This is a genomic window from Microcoleus sp. POL10_C6, assembly GCF_036701585.1.
In the GTDB taxonomy this organism is placed as follows: Bacteria; Cyanobacteriota; Cyanobacteriia; order Cyanobacteriales; family Microcoleaceae; genus Microcoleus.
Genome location: NZ_JAUBRB010000070.1, coordinates 1 through 13,937 on the forward strand (window position 1 = coordinate 1; position 13,937 = coordinate 13,937).

Below are 13,937 nucleotides of genomic sequence, written 5' to 3' on the forward strand. Positions count from 1 at the left end.
GATTTTAAATCACCCTAACCTTCCTTCAGTCTTGTCTTATGGTACTCTGGCTGCTTAAAAACTGTCCGGAGTATTGAACCTAACTCCCTATCAGGGATTGAAACGAGCATGAACTTAGGCATGGGCAACTGGCATTCGATGCCGCAATTAACCTAACTCCCTATCAGGGATTGAAACACGTATCAAGTGACTTAACCTTACTCGAATCCAGCCGCAATTAACCTAACTCCCTATCAGGGATTGAAACAATCCGATCAGTTCCCGTTGTGCCGGCGCCGCGCTAGCCGCAATTAACCTAACTCCCTATCAGGGATTGAAACGGTGCATGAAGCAGCCCGCCAAGCAAAAGTGCTTGCCGCAATTAACCTAACTCCCTATCAGGGATTGAAACGCTTTGATGTTTCCCGCTGGCAAAATTCCGGCTGGCCGCAATTAACCTAACTCCCTATCAGGGATTGAAACCATCAGCTAGTGCTTTCTTTTGTGCCTGCGCCAAGCCGCAATTAACCTAACTCCCTATCAGGGATTGAAACAAATCTGCCAAGACCCGCAAAGGACGGGGGAAAGAGGCCGCAATTAACCTAACTCCCTATCAGGGATTGAAACCAATTCGAGTTTGGATTACATTCATTGCCGCCTCTAGCCGCAATTAACCTAACTCCCTATCAGGGATTGAAACCATATTTGCGGTGATGACGGTGTACCTTCGTATGCCGCAATTAACCTAACTCCCTATCAGGGATTGAAACAGAGAGTAGGGTGCTAAATGGCTAGTGAGCCGCTGCCGCAATTAACCTAACTCCCTATCAGGGATTGAAACTAAGATATTTAGCACAAAGTCTGGCATATTCAATCGAATTGTCGCGCCGCAATTAACCTAACTCCCTATCAGGGATTGAAACAAGCAAATTCCAGATAAAGAACTTGCAAAATTAAATCGCCGCAATTAACCTAACTCCCTATCAGGGATTGAAACAATAACGTATACGTCTACTGAGTCAAGACTTAAATCGAGCCGCAATTAACCTAACTCCCTATCAGGGATTGAAACCATGCAGCAAATTGGTTAATTCTCTCCCCCTTATCCGAGCCGCAATTAACCTAACTCCCTATCAGGGATTGAAACAGAGATTTTCTTGATAATCAGTATCCTGGGCATGCCGCAATTAACCTAACTCCCTATCAGGGATTGAAACAAAACAACAATTAGACAATTACAAACAGCAGAAAAGGCCGCAATTAACCTAACTCCCTATCAGGGATTGAAACTCTTGACACGCCAACGACAACGTGCAAGTATATAGCCGCAATTAACCTAACTCCCTATCAGGGATTGAAACCTGATTCCAAAGAACCGGATCAAACACTCTACAGCCGCAATTAACCTAACTCCCTATCAGGGATTGAAACGGCCGCTTCCCCAGTTCACAAATTCCGGGAAGATTGCCGCAATTAACCTAACTCCCTATCAGGGATTGAAACAACAATAATAAGCTGAAGAAGTAAAAAGCCCATAACTAGCCGCAATTAACCTAACTCCCTATCAGGGATTGAAACTTCCTCTCTACTTTGTCGGTAGAAGGCTGCACGCGCCGCAATTAACCTAACTCCCTATCAGGGATTGAAACGAGAGCTTCCACCCCCGCATAGTCAGGGTGGTAATTTTCAAGCCGCAATTAACCTAACTCCCTATCAGGGATTGAAACAATCTTGGACACTTCCGGCTGAGGCTTTTAATGCTGTTGCTAATGCCGCAATTAACCTAACTCCCTATCAGGGATTGAAACATTCCCTGTATCCTGTTCTGCCTGAATCGCAACCGCGCCGCAATTAACCTAACTCCCTATCAGGGATTGAAACTCCCCGATGTACTCAGAGCAATCCAAGGATTGCGCCGCAATTAACCTAACTCCCTATCAGGGATTGAAACATTTTTTTTAAAGTAGCCCGGCGAAAAACAATTGGCCGCAATTAACCTAACTCCCTATCAGGGATTGAAACTAGATTCTATGGTTTACTGGGCTCCCTGCCCTTCTGCCGCAATTAACCTAACTCCCTATCAGGGATTGAAACTACTAATATCTAAGTAATGAATTGAGAAAGCTTATGAGGCCGCAATTAACCTAACTCCCTATCAGGGATTGAAACAATTACCATCAGAACTGTTGCTAAGTATTTGATTTGGCCGCAATTAACCTAACTCCCTATCAGGGATTGAAACCGCCACCCCTTGACTAAAGGCCGTTTACCCCGCACAGGCAACGCCGCAATTAACCTAACTCCCTATCAGGGATTGAAACTTTAGTTTTAACTCTTGCTATTTAATAAATTAAAAGCCGCAATTAACCTAACTCCCTATCAGGGATTGAAACGCCTAAAGCATTATGTAACCGCTAGCTATCTCAAGCCGCAATTAACCTAACTCCCTATCAGGGATTGAAACAGAATTTGTGATTGAGGAAGATGATGCGCGACTGAGCCGCAATTAACCTAACTCCCTATCAGGGATTGAAACTTTCTGAGCTTAGCCGCCTATCACGGGCGGCTATGCCGCAATTAACCTAACTCCCTATCAGGGATTGAAACTATTGCGGATGCAGAGCTGCACCCTATTACTGGCGGCCGCAATTAACCTAACTCCCTATCAGGGATTGAAACCATTGCCAATTGAACGCGCTTTCATCAGCACTGCTCGGGCCGCAATTAACCTAACTCCCTATCAGGGATTGAAACCGAGCTTTAGGTTGGGGGGTAGTACCTAAAGGGGGGAAAGCCGCAATTAACCTAACTCCCTATCAGGGATTGAAACCTCTGGGTTGTCAGCACTAAAGCCGTACTTAGTGGCCGCAATTAACCTAACTCCCTATCAGGGATTGAAACAAACTTGAACCCTTTGAAAAAACTCCCGATTATGCCGCAATTAACCTAACTCCCTATCAGGGATTGAAACGAATACTTTCCTCTCTGGAGCCGTTTTGAGGGTAGGGCCGCAATTAACCTAACTCCCTATCAGGGATTGAAACAAACAATCAGAACCTGAAATCACAGTAGGGGAGATGTGGGGCCGCAATTAACCTAACTCCCTATCAGGGATTGAAACGCCAATCAACCCCAGAATAAGCTATCATTAACCAGGCCGCAATTAACCTAACTCCCTATCAGGGATTGAAACACATTCCCCATTACTGTCGCACAAGGCGGCACAGCCGCAATTAACCTAACTCCCTATCAGGGATTGAAACGATCAACCCCCGGGGTGGAAATATTAAGCGCATGGAAGCGCCGCAATTAACCTAACTCCCTATCAGGGATTGAAACTAAGATATTATCATTGTACTATTTATATTTTACAGCCGCAATTAACCTAACTCCCTATCAGGGATTGAAACGCGAGCACTCGATCAGTTGCTTGGAGTGCGGGGGTCGGGGCCTTTTAAGCCGCAATTAACCTAACTCCCTATCAGGGATTGAAACCTTTTTTACATTATTCTTACGATCTAATTACTCAGCCGCAATTAACCTAACTCCCTATCAGGGATTGAAACTCGGTCGGTGGATGTGCGGCGACAGAAATCCATCAAGCCGCAATTAACCTAACTCCCTATCAGGGATTGAAACCCGAGTAGGAATAGTGCCAGATATCGGTTCAAACTGCCGCAATTAACCTAACTCCCTATCAGGGATTGAAACATAGAAAAATCTGAGGTAGGCTTCTCCGGGTTTGTGCCGCAATTAACCTAACTCCCTATCAGGGATTGAAACCTACGATCGCAACCTGCAACATTGCTATCAATTTAAGGCCGCAATTAACCTAACTCCCTATCAGGGATTGAAACACAAATAGTGTACTTATGGCCAATCTGTTGACCATGCCGCAATTAACCTAACTCCCTATCAGGGATTGAAACACGCAAACTACAAGCAAAATTCTCGTCTTGGCGAAGCCGCAATTAACCTAACTCCCTATCAGGGATTGAAACTCCCCGATCCAGATGACTATGACGACGAGGAGCCGCAATTAACCTAACTCCCTATCAGGGATTGAAACAAACCGTTTTCGATTGCTTCAAGGGTTAGCCTTTCGCCGCAATTAACCTAACTCCCTATCAGGGATTGAAACAAGCAGTGGCGGGAGCTGCAAGAACTCTTGATCGAGCCGCAATTAACCTAACTCCCTATCAGGGATTGAAACAAGATAGTTCGCGGGCGCTGCTCACTACCGCTACGGCCGCAATTAACCTAACTCCCTATCAGGGATTGAAACTAATCCCAAATCTAGCTTGTCCCACTATTTTTCGGCCGCAATTAACCTAACTCCCTATCAGGGATTGAAACTCGTCAGATAAAAACTCATCCTTGTTTGTTGAGCGCCGCAATTAACCTAACTCCCTATCAGGGATTGAAACACAGAGAAAGTTACGGACGGGGTTACTATTGAGGAATGCCGCAATTAACCTAACTCCCTATCAGGGATTGAAACCAAAGAAGCAAATTTCTCTCTCGTGTTGCTTCTGCCGCAATTAACCTAACTCCCTATCAGGGATTGAAACTGCGAACTAAGTAGCACGTTGTAGGCGATTTGAGCCGCAATTAACCTAACTCCCTATCAGGGATTGAAACACTTAATGAGTTACCTCCTGACGAATTATCTCTCGTGCCGCAATTAACCTAACTCCCTATCAGGGATTGAAACGAAATGTCGGAGATGTGATACTATTAAATAGTAAGGCCGCAATTAACCTAACTCCCTATCAGGGATTGAAACTTTTACAAAAACCAGCACACTTCAGAATAATCCTAGCCGCAATTAACCTAACTCCCTATCAGGGATTGAAACAAAGACAAGGGATTCTTACACTTAGTGATAATTCAAGCCGCAATTAACCTAACTCCCTATCAGGGATTGAAACAAGGAATAGCAGAGATTTTCTAATGTTTCTTAGTGGGGCCGCAATTAACCTAACTCCCTATCAGGGATTGAAACCGATTCCCAGAACTCCCACACCAAAAGCTAGGCGCCGCAATTAACCTAACTCCCTATCAGGGATTGAAACCTATCCTCCGGCGTGGCCCGCTAACTCTTCCCAAGCCGCAATTAACCTAACTCCCTATCAGGGATTGAAACTACTTGTGGAAAATAGAGCCAAATACTCTTTTAAAGCCGCAATTAACCTAACTCCCTATCAGGGATTGAAACGGTCAGGAGTTAGAGAATTAAAGCGCTCAATTTCGCCGCAATTAACCTAACTCCCTATCAGGGATTGAAACCCTGCTCCACATTTGCATTTAGATATCGAAAAATCGCCGCAATTAACCTAACTCCCTATCAGGGATTGAAACTGGATGCCAGGACACGTTACAGTGCTTCAGGTATGCCGCAATTAACCTAACTCCCTATCAGGGATTGAAACCTATCCCTTCGCAGGGTAATAATGCCTTCAAACTATTGCCGCAATTAACCTAACTCCCTATCAGGGATTGAAACCTACCGACAGAGTAAGAATGAGGACGCGCAAAATCGCCGCAATTAACCTAACTCCCTATCAGGGATTGAAACGCAATATCAGCAGCGGTGTACTTGTCCGGTAAAGCCGCAATTAACCTAACTCCCTATCAGGGATTGAAACATGAAACTACTAATCGAACGTATCAATCGTTTTTTCAAAAGCCGCAATTAACCTAACTCCCTATCAGGGATTGAAACGCGAAAAACTTAGAAAACTTAAGAATCGTCATCGGCCGCAATTAACCTAACTCCCTATCAGGGATTGAAACCTAGTACCCCCTTCGTGAGTCTCGCGAATATAGAGCCGCAATTAACCTAACTCCCTATCAGGGATTGAAACGGGAGCGCAGGTCAAGCAGCCAGTCTCGAAATTTATCGAGCCGCAATTAACCTAACTCCCTATCAGGGATTGAAACATCTTTGATTTTTTGAGAAGCCATTGTTTTGCCGCAATTAACCTAACTCCCTATCAGGGATTGAAACCAACTTCCCAGACTTCCGCAGGCTGTAAGCTATGCCGCAATTAACCTAACTCCCTATCAGGGATTGAAACCAAAAATCGAAGCGGCCGACTTGTGTAACGAACTCAGGAGACGTGTCAAAAATTCTAGGATGACTGTGACAGAAGCTGAGATAATTCTAGAAATTTTGGAGGGAGACCGATGAAACTAACTGCCGATACCCAAGTAACCGAATTCTCTTTAAGCCTTGATGTACAAGAGATTCAACTCTTGATGCTTGCACTCAATTGGGCAGTGGACAAATCTGAACAAAAGCAGGGCCCGCAAACCACGTCCCTCAAAGCTTTGGAAAGAACGTTGAGAATCGAATATCACGAACTTTTAGGGCAGCACAACCTTTTAGAGCAGCTAAAGGAGCGGATTTCTGACGATGCGACCTCACGCGAGGATTTAAAGAAATTCATTCCTCCCGATAGCCAGCCCACCTCATAATAGATTCTGAATTATTGACTTTTGAGAGAGGATTGAGGAGCAACCCGACGCACCCACCGGGAAATTAGGAATAGTCCCCGGCTCATCCCGGGGATTTACTCGGCAGCTTGGCCGCAATTAACCTAACTCCATATCAGGGATTGAAACTTCACACTTTTGAAGAAAATCGATCCACTGCCGCCGCAATTAACCTAACTCCCTATCAGGGATTGAAACGAATAAAAGAGTAAAAAACAAATTAAGCCACAATAAACCTAAATTCCCTCTTCACTTGAGATGACAATGACAATTCGGCTTTTCAATTAAAGACTCAACCAAAGCATTCAAAGCAACCGCCGCCAACAACCCGCCGCCAAAAGTCCCCACAGTCGTAATATAAGCAACACCCGATCGCACTAACCGCCGTTTTGCCACCGGAGAATGACTAAAACCGATCGGCATACCAATTACCAAAGCCGGTTGCAGTTGCCCACACTCGATCGCCTCGCAAACCGCCATCAGCACAGACGGCGCATATCCTATCACCAATATACATCCTTTTTCCAGTTTCAACAACTTTTCAAACCACTCACGCTGCTGCCAGAATTCCTGTTCCGCTTCCGCCGCAGCATTGATGTGCGGATCATCAATTAAAGTTTTAATACTTGTTCCCAAATGCGCCAATCTAGTCCTATCCAAAGCCGCAAAAACAGGCGGCACATCAGCCACAATTTGACACTGATTTTTCAAAGCTTCCCGCGCCGATTTAATCGCCGTTGCGCTCAACTTCACAAACGGCAGCAGCGAACAATCACCGCAGGCTAACACCAGTTTTGAAAGCAAGTCTACCTCAATTTCCGAGCGATCGCCCAAATCCGGCAACAAATGCTGCAACGACTCCCCAAAATCCTCCGGGTGAGTGTGCGCCCCCGCATCCCAACCCTCCCAAAGTTGTTCCAACTCATCCAACCCCCCCTCAGTTTCCGCCTGCAACAGCCTTAATTGCGCCAATGCGTCAGCTTGTACCGCTTGACAGGAAATATCCCGTCCCAGCAATCCTTCCAGCGCTGATGCCGTTTCTCTGAGGCGAACAATTTGCTGAATAACCGACAGATATTGCCGTTGCAGAGTCGCCATCAGGGCGTCAGGCGAAGCATCCGCGTCTGTTTCTAATAGTTTGCGGATGTGAGACAGTTGAAAGCCTTGCTGCTTGAGTGCGACTATTCTTTGCAGTCTTTGCACATCGCTGCGGGTGTACAGTCTGTAGTTAGAGGTCGATCGTACCGCCGGAGATAGCAGCCCCAAAGCGTGATAATGTCGCACCATCCGAGGGGTAATTGTGCCTTTTACTGCTTCTGTAAGTTGTTTGATTGTCAGGTATTGTTGCATGGGATTTTGGGATTTTGATTGTATATTTGATTCTCGAATTCACCCACAGTCCGCCCGGTAATCAATTCCCACGCATTCACCCACAGTCCGCCGGGGATTGAAATCCCCGTCTCATAGCAGAAGTCGGTTAAAACCGACTAAAACATTAAATTCAATTCTCAACTCTCTTGAGTCCTCTTTCAGAGGACTTGCGCTATGAGACAGGGAATTCATTCCCTGTCGGGCTGTCGGACTGTGGGACTCAACGAGGGGCGAGTTGATGCTGGATTTATTTTAGTTTCACTCTTGACATTGACATTAATGTCAAGGTTTAGGGTAAAGGAGTCATTCTACCAAATCAAATTTCCCCAATGACTCCCAATTCCCTCCCCATTTCTCGCCTCTGGCGACTCGCCGCAGAACATCCCGACGCTTTAACTGCCGCCCTGTGCGGAATTCTAGTAATCTTGGGTTCCCTAGCCCTGCAATTCGGCTGGCTGGGTTTAGCCGTATTCATCTTACCCGCAGCTTATGTTATCGGCGGCTATTCCAGTACCCGCGAAGGCTTAACTACGCTTTTTCAAGAACGCGAATTAGATGTAGATTTGTTAATGATTGTCGCTGCTTTGGGCGCGGCCGGTTTGGGGCTATGGCGGCAAGAATATCATTTAATTGTTGACGGTGCGGTGTTAATTTTAATCTTTGCAATTAGCGGCGCCCTTGAAGGTTATGCTATGCAGCGGACTGAACGCAGCATCCGCAGTTTGATGAGTTTGACTGCGGATACTGCTAGAGTGGTAATGTACGGCGGGGAACGGGAAGTTGCGATCGAAAAATTGCAGATTGGCGATTACATTTTAGTCAAGCCCGGAGAAATCATCCCCACAGATGCGATAATTATTGAAGGCTACAGTGCGATCGATCAAGCCTCGATTACCGGCGAATCGATGCCCGTGGAAAAAACCAGCGGCGATGAAGTCTATGCAGGTACAATTAACGGTGTCGGCGCGCTGAAACTCGAAGTTCATAAAACTCCAGAAAGCAGCTTGATTCAGCGAGTGATTCGGCTGGTTCAAGAAGCGCAAACAGCAGCGCCGCCTTCTCAAATGTTTGTGGAAAAATTCGAGCGCGGTTATGCCAAATTAATTGTCGGTTTAGGCTTGCTTCTCGCAACTTTGCCGCCCTTTGTTTTGGGCTGGAATTGGGAAGAGACAATCTATCGGGCGCTGATTTTCTTAGTAGTCGCGTCCCCCTGCGCGCTGATGGCTTCGATTATGCCGGCGCTGCTTTCAGGAATTGCTAATGGGGCGAGACAGGGGATTTTGTTTAAAAGTGGCGCGCAATTAGAGATGATTGGTAAAGTAAGGGCGATCGCCTTTGACAAAACCGGAACTCTCACCACGGGAAAACCTGAAGTTATCCAAATTGTACCAGCAGCCGGATATACTGAAACAGAAGTTCTGCAATTCGCTGCAGCCCTAGAAGCTCATTCCGAACACGCGATCGCCTCTTCAATTGTCAGCGCCGCCCAGCAGCAACAGTTACAATTGTCAACCGCTACCGACGTACAAGCAAAAATCGGCCAAGGAATAGTCGGCAAAGTTAACAATCAAATCATTGCCATTGGTAAAGCCAATTTTGTCGAAGCAACTTCCGAATTAGCTCAAATCAGCCAACAGTTGCAAGCGGAAGGTAAAACCGTTGTTTGGGTGGCAAAGGGCGCTCAGCTTTTGGGAATCATTGCAGTAGCAGATACCCTCCGCCCCGAAGCAGCAGCAACGGTAAAACGCTTGCGAAAATTAGGCGTAGAACATATAATTATGCTAACCGGGGACAACAAGCAAACAGCTCAACATATAGCCCGTCAATTAGGCATCAATGAAGTGTACGCCGAACTTTTGCCAGAAGACAAAGTGCAGGCAATTAAACAACTGCAAACCCAGTATCAAACTGTAGCAATGGTGGGAGACGGCATCAACGACGCCCCCGCCCTCGCTCAAGCTTCCGTGGGCATTGCGATGGGGATTTCCGGCAGCGATGTTGCTTTAGAAACTGCTGATATCGTATTAATGGCAGATAAGTTAGAGCAACTAGCTAAAGCAATTAGTTTAGGTCGCCGCGCTCAAAATGTTGTCAAACAAAACATTGTTTTTGCACTCAGTTGCATTGTCCTGTTATTGGCGGCTAATTTTTTCGGAAATATCACCATGCCTTTCGGCGTTATCGGTCACGAAGGCTCTACAGTAATAGTAACTCTGAGCGGTTTGCGACTGCTCAGAAATTAGATAAATGCGAGGCAGAGTAAGACTGAAATGCGTTCCCCCGCTTTGGCTATTGGTGACAACTTAAGCCTCTAGTCCGCCAGGGAATGAATTCCCTGGCTAATAGCTGAAGTCCTCTGAAGAGGACTCAGAAGAAAACTTTTAAACTCATTAGTCCTCTTCAGAGGACTTTAGCTTTGAGGCAGGGGTTTCAACCCCTGCCGGACTGAAGGTTTGACTGTAAGTTGTCACCAATAGCCAGAGCCGGGAAACCATAAATTTATCTGCGTTCATCTGCGTTAATCTGCGTTCTCTGCGGTTAAAAAATCCAAATATTAAGAAAAACTACAATTTGTGTTTTGGTCACTCAAAACACGCTACCGTCAAAAGTATAGAATCATACCAAAATCTGAAGTTGCTCGAAAATGCAATAAAAATTAACCTAGAAAAAGTCTAGAAAATGGTATAGAACTGTTTGCACCAAGAGCAATGGAAAACAAGTTTTCTGTTGGAGGGAATATGAACGAAAAAGTCTTTGGGGCCACGCGAAACGTTGCAATTGTTGGCCCTTATTTAAGCGGTAAAACCGCACTCCTCGAAAGTTTGCTGTCGGTGACAGGGACAATTACCCGCAAAGGAAATGTCAAAGATGGCAACACAATAGGTGATAGTTCGCCGGAAGCACGCGATCGCCAAATGAGCGTAGAAGTAAACGCCGCCACCGCTGAATATGAAGGCGTCCGCTTCACATTTCTCGACTGTCCGGGCTCGGTAGAATTTGCCCAAGAAACTTACAATGCGCTGATTGGTGTGGATGCGGCGATAATTGTTTGCGAACCCGTTGCCGATCGCACTTTAACCCTCGCGCCACTGTTTAAATTCCTCGATGATTGGGAAATTCCCCACCTAGTTTTCATCAACAAGATCGATCGAGCTTACACAGACGAAACTACTTGCGGCACCAACTTCACCGAAGTGATCGACGCGCTCAAATCCGTTTCCAGCAGACCGATCGTACCTCACCAATATCCGATCGGCAAAAACGAACAAATCATCGGTTTTATCGACTTAGTAACCGAACAAGCTTACCACTACCATCCGGGCGCCGCCGCAGATCCCGTCCCGCTTCCAGAACACCTCAAAGCACAAGAAAGCGCAGCGCGGCAGCAAATGCTCGAAGAATTGGCGAATTTTGACGACCATTTACTCGAAGAATTGCTCGAAGAAATCAATCCCGACGCCGAAGAAATTACCCGCGATTTAAAGATGGAATTAGGCGCAGATTTAATTGTGCCAGTATTCATCGGCATCGCCGAACAAGATTTCGGCGTGCGGCCTCTGCTGGAAGCGTTGCTGAGGGAAGCGCCGACACCGGAAACTACAGCCGATCGCCGCGGCATTATACAAAGTGAAAACAAAGGTCTGGCTCAAATCCTCAAAACCTATTACACGCCGCAGGGAGGCAAACTATCGTTAGTGAGAATGTGGCGGGGGACGCTGGCAGACGGAGCAACTTTGAACGGCGTTCGAGTTAACGGTTTGTACCGCTTGACCGGCCAGCAAACGCAAAGTTTGCAGTCTGTCAGCGCGGGGGAAATTGTGGCTTTGGGAAGGCTAGAAGGCCTGAAAACAGGCGATACGCTGGCGATCGACCGATCGGAAGAATTGCCAAAAGCCGAAATCATCTCCCCTGTCTACGCACTGGCGATCGTCCCAGAAAAGCGCAACGATGAAGTTAAGCTGAGCTCCGCTTTAGCTAAATTGCTAGAAGAAGACCCATCTTTAGTCTGGGAACAGCACGGCGACACTCACGAAATTATACTTTGGGGTCAAGGCGAAATCCACCTGAAAGTAGCCTTAGACAGGTTGCGCCGCAAGTATAACTTGCCGATGGTAACTCACTTACCGCAAGTGCCGTACAAAGAAACCATCCGCAAACCAGCATCTTCCATCCACGGGCGCTACAAACACCAAAGCGGCGGGCACGGACAATTCGGCGATGTGTACCTCGATATTACACCGCAGCCACGAGGCGAAGGCTTCAATTTCACCGACAAAATAGTCGGCGGAGTCGTCCCAAAACAGTACATTCCCGGCGTGGAAGTGGGAGTGCGCGAGTATTTGGATCGCGGCCCGCTGGGTTTCCCCGTGGTAGACGTAGCGGTGACGCTGACGAACGGTTCCTACCATACCGTTGACAGTTCCGAACAAGCTTTCAAGCAAGCAGCGCGTTTGGCGATGCAGGAGGGAATGGCCAAGTGCGAACCGGCATTGCTGGAGCCGATCGCCAAAGTTGAAATTTGCGCTCCGAACGAGTGTACATCAAAGGTGTTGCAGTTGGTCAGCGGACACCGCGGGCAAATTCTCGGCTACGAAGGTAAAAAAGACTGGAAGGGATGGGATGCAGTTTCTGCTTATTTGCCGATCGCAGAAATGCAGAATTTGATCGTAGAATTGCGATCGCAGACAATGGGAGTAGGATTTTTTAATTGGGAGTTCGATCGATTGCAAGAAGTGCCGGAACCTTTAGCTAAGCGGGTTTTACTAACGACTGGCGGCAATGGAAACGGTAACGGTAAAAGTTAGGTAATAGTCTTAAAAAACCCGGTTTCTTGAATAAACCGGGTTTTTGCAGGAGTTGCCATTAAATTTTATTGGGTTCAATTCCCATTTACCTCACATCTTCCACCATTCTCAAGAACAGGCAAGATGCCTGTTCCACAAAGAGTGAATTTTCTTGTGGAACAGGCATCTTGCCTGTTCATAAAAAGCTTATTGAGAATGGTGCCACATCTCAGATTTACCTGATTATTCAGTTAAGTTACTTAACGCTGAAATAATATTTTCGGCTAGCATTAACGCAGTTTTTGCTTCTCTTTGTAAGTTAATAAATATAGTATCTTCATAATCAGCTTTATTCCTCATTTTTCTCAAGCGACTTAAATCTTTGCCTATCTCTATCATTGTCTGGGATTTTGATTGATTGTAAATAAATTCTTCAGCTACATATTGATGGTCATTGATATCATAAGTTTTATTCCGCGAGAGTCTGGGATCTTGTTGAATGTCGCGCCAGTAATTCCGTGCTAGGCAAAACGCAGAATAATAAGCTCTACTTATAGCAGAACGCAATTTTGCTTCTTCACTGGTTTCAGCTAGCTCTTTTGCTAAATTAAAGTATTCTGACCAATCGAATTTCATTCCCACCCCAAGTCAATGTTTAGTATATTGTTAGGAATGACAATACTCGCGTCTAGCCACCAAGTGCGATCGAGATTTTTTAACTTTGCAAAAGCTTCATCGACTTCGAGTTTGGTATAAATGGTAATCCACAGCGATCGCCAGTTGGCAATTTCTGGATCTGTTTTCACTTCCAAGCCTAATCTTTCCGTAGGAAATAGCGCTCGAATGCGATCGTAACCTTCCAGAATCAAAGGTGCGATCGCTTCTTGTTCGATGATGATTTGAAAACTTTCTAGGGGATTTTCAACCGCGTACAGGCTTTTGATTTTATTAAAAGATGCAATTAAATTGTCAAAGGCTTTAGCTATTTCAGAGGGATTTTCCATTTCTTCAGGCGGCTGAGGAAAGGAAGGGCTTAAATTTGCAGCATCCGTGCTGTAAATGCTGTCACTTGTCGGCTGGTAGCGTTTGTCTTTTGATTTTGCTTGGTACTGCTCTTTTAAGTCGAGGCGTTCTTTTGTGTAAATTTCGTTCAGAGTGTGGTTTTGTTCGGCTAATTTTTCTAAAGCCAATATCTGACGACTTATATTCTCTTCCAACTCGCCAAGCTGGACAGATGAATCTAGTTGAGCTAAAGCAGCGCCAAGGGCTTGCAGCCTAATAATATCTCTTTCTTTCATAATAGTC

At 45.9% G+C, this 13,937-nt stretch carries 6 protein-coding genes and 1 CRISPR repeat array; of the genes, 3 read left to right on the forward strand and 3 right to left on the reverse strand.

Features of this window, described 5'->3' with window-relative positions:
* Nucleotides 1-67 precede the first annotated feature (67 nt).
* A CRISPR array of direct repeats spans nucleotides 68-6,059; the repeat unit is 37 nt; unit sequence GCCGCAATTAACCTAACTCCCTATCAGGGATTGAAAC.
* A gap of 109 nt (nucleotides 6,060-6,168) precedes the next feature.
* Complete coding sequence (locus QUA34_RS26345) at nucleotides 6,169-6,459, forward strand: hypothetical protein (protein ID WP_333325527.1); 291 nt, start codon at nucleotides 6,169-6,171, stop codon at nucleotides 6,457-6,459.
* Nucleotides 6,460-6,726: 267 nt separating this feature from the next.
* Here QUA34_RS26345 and QUA34_RS26350 read toward each other — a convergent pair whose 3' ends face one another.
* Nucleotides 6,727-7,827: a precorrin-8X methylmutase gene (locus QUA34_RS26350; RefSeq protein ID WP_333390047.1), complete on the reverse strand. Its 1,101-nt coding sequence runs from the start codon at nucleotides 7,825-7,827 to the stop codon at nucleotides 6,727-6,729.
* A 350-nt stretch (nucleotides 7,828-8,177) separates the two neighbouring features.
* On the opposite strand from QUA34_RS26350, the gene QUA34_RS26355 reads away from it, so the two are divergent.
* Entirely contained in the window at nucleotides 8,178-10,091 is a 1,914-nt protein-coding gene (locus QUA34_RS26355; RefSeq protein WP_333390049.1) for a heavy metal translocating P-type ATPase, read from the forward strand.
* A gap of 495 nt (nucleotides 10,092-10,586) precedes the next feature.
* Complete coding sequence (locus tag QUA34_RS26360) at nucleotides 10,587-12,653, forward strand: elongation factor G (RefSeq protein ID WP_333390051.1); 2,067 nt, start codon at nucleotides 10,587-10,589, stop codon at nucleotides 12,651-12,653.
* Between the two features lie 222 nt (nucleotides 12,654-12,875).
* Here the strand turns inward: QUA34_RS26360 and QUA34_RS26365 are convergent, their stop codons facing one another.
* On the reverse strand, nucleotides 12,876-13,268 hold the full coding sequence (locus tag QUA34_RS26365; protein WP_333390052.1) for a HEPN domain-containing protein: 393 nt from the start codon (nucleotides 13,266-13,268) through the stop codon (nucleotides 12,876-12,878).
* A complete protein-coding gene (locus QUA34_RS26370) occupies nucleotides 13,265-13,930 on the reverse strand; it encodes a hypothetical protein (protein ID WP_333390054.1) in 666 nt (221 codons plus the stop codon). The genes QUA34_RS26365 and QUA34_RS26370 overlap by 4 nt, the downstream gene beginning before the upstream one ends.
* Nucleotides 13,931-13,937 lie beyond the last annotated feature (7 nt).